A 4,707-nucleotide genomic window follows, 5' to 3' on the forward strand; every position below is an offset into this window, starting at 1 on the left:
GCGTTGGTGGTGGAGGCGTGCTTGTTGGCCAGCTCGCGGAAGGCGGCGCTGTCGTAGCCCCAGTAGTACTGCGGGTTGGTGTACTGCAGGTAGTCCAGCGGCTCGGCGTGGTTGACGATGGACAGGTCGAAGTTGCCCTTGAAGGTACCGCCCAGCCACTGGGCCCACTCCACGTTCTCGATCTTGGCCACCACGCCCACCTTGGCGAGCATCGCGGCCACCACTTCGCCACCCTTGCGTGCGTAGGGCGGCGGGGGCAGCGTCAGCGTCACGTTCAGCGGCGTGGCCACGCCGGCTTCCTTCAGCAGCGCCTTGGCCTTCTCGGGGTCGTAGGGGTAGGTGCCGGTCAGGTCCACATAGCCGGCATCGGTGGGCGCAAAGTGGCTGCCGATGGGCACGCCATAACCTTCCAGCACCCCGTCGATGAAGGCCTTGCGGTCGATGGCATAGGCCAGTGCCCGGCGCACGCGCACGTCGTCGAAGGGCTTCTTGCGGTTGTTGATCGAGACGATGCCCTTGCCCGCGGTGCTGCCCACCACCACCGCAAAGCGTGGGTCGGCCTGCAGTTGCTTGACGGCCTGGTTGCCGATGCCGCGCGGGAAGGTGTCCACATCGCCCGCCAGCAGCGCAGCCACCTGCGCCGCCGGGTCGCTGATGATGCGGAAGGTGGCGCGCTTGATGGGCGCGGCCTTGGCGTCGCGGTAGCCGTCCCAGCGCGACAGCAGGATGGCGCTGCCCTTGCGCCAGTCGTCGAACTTGTACGGTCCGGTGCCGATGGGCTTGGTGGCGGTGGTGGCGGCGCTCTTGGGATCGAGGATGACGGCGGTGTTTTCACCCAGGCGGAAGGGCAGGTTGCCGTCGGGCTTGACCAGCGTGAGGATGACGCTGCCGGCGTCCGGCGTGCTGATCGAGCTGATGTTGTCGAAGACCGTCTTCTTGGCCTTGTTGGTGGAGCCTTCGGCCTTGGCCCGCTCGAAGCTGAACTTGACGTCGCTGCTGTCGAAGGCTTCACCGTCGTGGAACTTGATACCGCTGCGCAGCTTGAAGGTGTAGCTCTTGCCGTCGGGGTCCATGGTCCACGACTCGGCCAGCAGCGGCGTCACGCTGCCGTCGGCGTTGATCTTGGTCAGGCCTTCCAGCACGTTGTAGTGCACCACCTCGCCGATGGCGGCAGCGGCGGCCATCGTGGGGTCCAGGCCGGGCGCGGGTTCCAGCACCAGGCCGATGGTGACGGCGGCCTTGCCCTGCGCCATCGCCACGCCGGGCACGGTGGCCACACAGGCCAGGGCCGCCAGGGCCAGCGCCCCACGGCGGCCGAAGCCGGGCCGGTTCAATCCTGTCATGTCGCTGTTCCTTCCGGGAATCGAAACATGCCGGCGCGGCCGGCCACAGGGCTTGCATGCTGCCACAGCGGCGGGAAGGCCCTGGCGCATGGCCGGCAAGGGCGCAGCGCAGAGGCTAGGCGACGGAGGCCAGCAACTGCTGCGTGTACGGATGCTCCGGCTGCGTGAACAGCCGATCGGGCGGGCCCTGCTCCACGATGCGGCCCTGCTGCAGCACGATGACCTCGTCGCACACCAGGTCCACCACCGCCAGGTCGTGACTGATGAAGAGGTAGGCCAGGCCATGGCGCTGCTGCAGGTCCTGCATCAGGTTGAGCACCTGGGCCTGCACCGACACGTCGAGCGCGCTCACCGGCTCGTCGGCCACGATGAGCTGCGGCCGTGTGACCAGCGCCCGCGCGATGGCGATGCGCTGGCGCTGGCCGCCGCTGAATTCGTGCGGGTACTTGTGCAGGTCGGCCGGCCGCAGGCCCACGGCATCGAGCGCTTCGGCGGCACGTTCCTCCCGCTCGGCACGGCTGACTTCTGCCAGCGCCTCCAGCGGCTCGGCCACGATGCGGGCGATGGTGTGGCGCGGGTCCAGCGAGCCATACGGATCTTGAAACACCATCTGGAAATGCCGCCGCTCACGCTGCAGTTGCGCCGGTGCCATCGCATGCAGGTCCTGCCCGTTCAGCAGCACCTGGCCGCTGGTGGGTGTGTCCAGCGCCATCACCAGGCGGGCCAGCGTGCTCTTGCCGCAACCGCTTTCGCCCACGATGCCCAGCGTGCGGCCGGCGGCCAGCTCGAAGCTCACATCGTTGACCGCCTGCAGCACCGGCGCGGGCTGCAGCAGCCGCTCACGCGGCAGGCGGTAGTGGCGCGTCACGTGGCGCACGGCCAGCAGCGTCATGCGTTCACCTCGTTCAACCGGATGCAGCGCGCGTCGTGGTCGGGGCCCAGCGGCACGGCGGCGGGCAGCGCCTCGCGGCAGGCGGCCATGGCCCAGGCGCAGCGGTCGCTGAAGGGGCAACCGGGCGGCAGTTGGTGCAGCTCGGGCACGCGGCCGGGCAAGGCGGGCAGGCGCAGCGTGCGGCGGTCGGCGCCGTTGCGCAGGCCCAGGCGCGGCCGCGCCTCGAACAGGCCGCGGGTGTAGGGGTGCGCGCGGTGATTGAACAGCCGCTCGGCCGGGCCCTGCTCCACCACCGTGCCACCGTACATCACCATCAGCCGCTGCACGCTGGCGGCCATCACGCCCAGGTCGTGGCTGATCAGCAGCAGGCCCATGCCGTCTTCGGCCACCAGCTGCGCGATGAGCGCGAGCACCTCGCGCTGGATGGTGGCGTCCAGCGCGGTGGTGGGCTCGTCGGCAATCAGCAACTGCGGCCCGCAGGCCAGTGCGATGGCGATGACCACCCGCTGCCGCTGCCCGCCCGAGAGCTGATGCGGATAGGCATCGAGCCGGCGCGCGGCCTGCGGCAGCTGCACCCGCTCCATCAGGCGCAAGGCCTCGGCCCGCGCGGCGGCGGCGCCCAGGCTACGGTGCAGCCGCAATGGCTCGGCGATCTGGCGGCCGATGGTGTGCAGCGGGTTCAGCGCCGTCATCGGCTCCTGGAACACCATGCCGATGCGGGCGCCGCGCACCCGGCACAGCGCGGCTTCGTCCATCGTGACCAGGTCCTGCCCTTGCAGCAGGATGCGGCCCTGCACCTGCGCGCGTTCCGGCAGCAGGCCCATCAAGGCCAGCGCGGTGAGGGACTTGCCGCTGCCCGATTCGCCGATCAGCCCCAGCGTTTCGCCGCGCGCCAGCGTGAAGCTCAAGTCATGCACCGCCGCCACCGGGCCGTGTGTGGTGGCCAGGGTCACGCGCAGGTCTTGCACGCTGAGCAGCGGCAGGTCCGTCATGCGGCCCGCCCCTGCAACAGGTCGACATAGGCCCCGCTGACCAGCTGCTGCGGGCCGATGCCCAGCTGCCGCAGCAACTGCTGGGCGATGGCCTGCCCTTCGGCTTCCGTCTGGTCGTCGCGCAGCACCACTTCCAGCTCCAGGAAGTGGCCCAGGCCTTGCACCTCGTCGAGGTGGATGCGGGTGGCCCCGGCCATCAGCAGCCAGCGGCGCTTGATCACACGCCCGGCGCTGCCCCAGGCGCGCTGCAGCGCCTCGCGCAGCGCGGCCGGCTGGTCGGTGGGCACGATCACGTAGTCCGACAGCTTCGGACCTTGTGCATCGGCGCGGTGGTAGTGAATCAACTCGCCGCGGCTATCGTCGAACTGCCGCAGCTTGAGGCGGCCGTTGGCGCAGGCAAAGAAGCTGTCGTCCTGATGGATGAGCACCGGCTCGGGCGCATCGGCCAGCGCCGCGGCCACCGGCAGCAGCGCCTGCACATCGGTGATGCGGGCCTTGATCTCGATGTTGCGTGCCATGGCGGTGGTGCGGTGTTCAGCGGCTGCGCGCCAGCCGCGGGTCCAGCAGGTCGCGCAGGCCGTCGCCCAGCAGGTTCAGGCCCAGCACCGCCAGCGCGATGGCCACGCCGGGGTACACCGCCAGCATCGGCGCCTGGAACATCTGCGTCTGCGCCTCGTTGAGCATGCGGCCCCAGCTGGGCTGCGGCGGCTGGGTGCCCAGGCCCAGGTAGCTCAGCGCCGCCTCGGCCAGGATGGCGATGGCGAACTGCACCGTGGCCTGCACGATCAGCACGCTGGCGATGTTGGGCAGCACATGGTCGCGCGTGATGCGCCAGCGGCCCTTGCCGGCGGCGCGGGCGGCCAGCACGTAGTCGCGCGTCCACACGCTGCGCGCCGCGCCGCGGGTGATGCGCGCGAACACCGGGATGTTGAAGATGCCGATGGCCACGATGCTGGTGAGCAGCCCCGGCCCGTAGATGGCGGTGAGCATGATGGCCGACAGCAGCGCCGGAAAGGCGAAGCTGAAGTCGGCCAGGCGCATCAAGGCCTCGTCCACCCAACCGGGCAGGGCGGCGGCCAGTGCGCCCATCAGCGTGCCCACCAGCAGGCCGATGCCCACCGCCACCACACCCACCACGATGCTGTTCTGCGAGCCCACCCACAGCTGCGAGGCGATGTCGCGGCCCAGGCTGTCGGTGCCCAGCCAATGCGCGGCACTGGGCGGCGCCAGCTTGTTGGGGATGTCGATGTCGCCCGGCGGATACGGCGACCACCCCAGCGAACCCAGCGCACACAGCACCAGCAGCAGCGACAGCAGCCCGCCGGCCACGAAGCTGGGGTGGCGCAGCGCCCGCGCGATGAAGCCGCTGCCGGGGTCCGGTTTCGCCTGCAGCGCCGTCATCCGCGCACCCGCAGCCGCGGATCGACCAGCGCATACAGCAGGTCGACCACGAAGTTGACGATGACCACCGCGGCGGCCA

General features: G+C 70.3%; 5 protein-coding genes. All 5 read right to left on the bottom strand.

Going from position 1 to position 4,707, the window contains the following annotated elements; genetic code table 11:
- Window positions 1–1,343, bottom strand: a 1,343-nt coding sequence (locus tag ABNT58_RS03320; RefSeq protein WP_348752092.1) for an ABC transporter substrate-binding protein, incomplete at its 3' end; no start/stop codon positions are given.
- A gap of 115 nt (window positions 1,344–1,458) precedes the next feature.
- The gene (locus ABNT58_RS03325; RefSeq protein ID WP_348752093.1) at window positions 1,459–2,235 is read right to left on the bottom strand and encodes an ATP-binding cassette domain-containing protein; all 777 of its coding nucleotides are present in this window, start codon (window positions 2,233–2,235) and stop codon (window positions 1,459–1,461) included.
- Window positions 2,232–3,227: an ABC transporter ATP-binding protein gene (locus ABNT58_RS03330; RefSeq protein ID WP_348752094.1), complete on the bottom strand. Its 996-nt coding sequence runs from the start codon at window positions 3,225–3,227 to the stop codon at window positions 2,232–2,234. The genes ABNT58_RS03325 and ABNT58_RS03330 overlap by 4 nt, the downstream gene beginning before the upstream one ends.
- Window positions 3,224–3,745, bottom strand: a complete 522-nt coding sequence (locus ABNT58_RS03335; RefSeq protein WP_348752095.1) for a class IV adenylate cyclase — start codon at window positions 3,743–3,745, stop codon at window positions 3,224–3,226. Before ABNT58_RS03335 ends, ABNT58_RS03330 begins: the two co-directional genes overlap by 4 nt.
- A 16-nt stretch (window positions 3,746–3,761) precedes the next feature.
- Window positions 3,762–4,628 carry an ABC transporter permease gene (locus ABNT58_RS03340; RefSeq protein ID WP_348752096.1) on the bottom strand — a complete coding sequence of 289 codons (867 nt, stop codon included), beginning with the start codon at window positions 4,626–4,628 and terminating at the stop codon, window positions 3,762–3,764.
- Between the last annotated feature and the right edge of the window lie 79 nt (window positions 4,629–4,707).

Source organism: uncultured Aquincola sp., assembly GCF_964001545.1.
Classification (GTDB): domain Bacteria; phylum Pseudomonadota; class Gammaproteobacteria; order Burkholderiales; family Burkholderiaceae_C; genus Aquincola.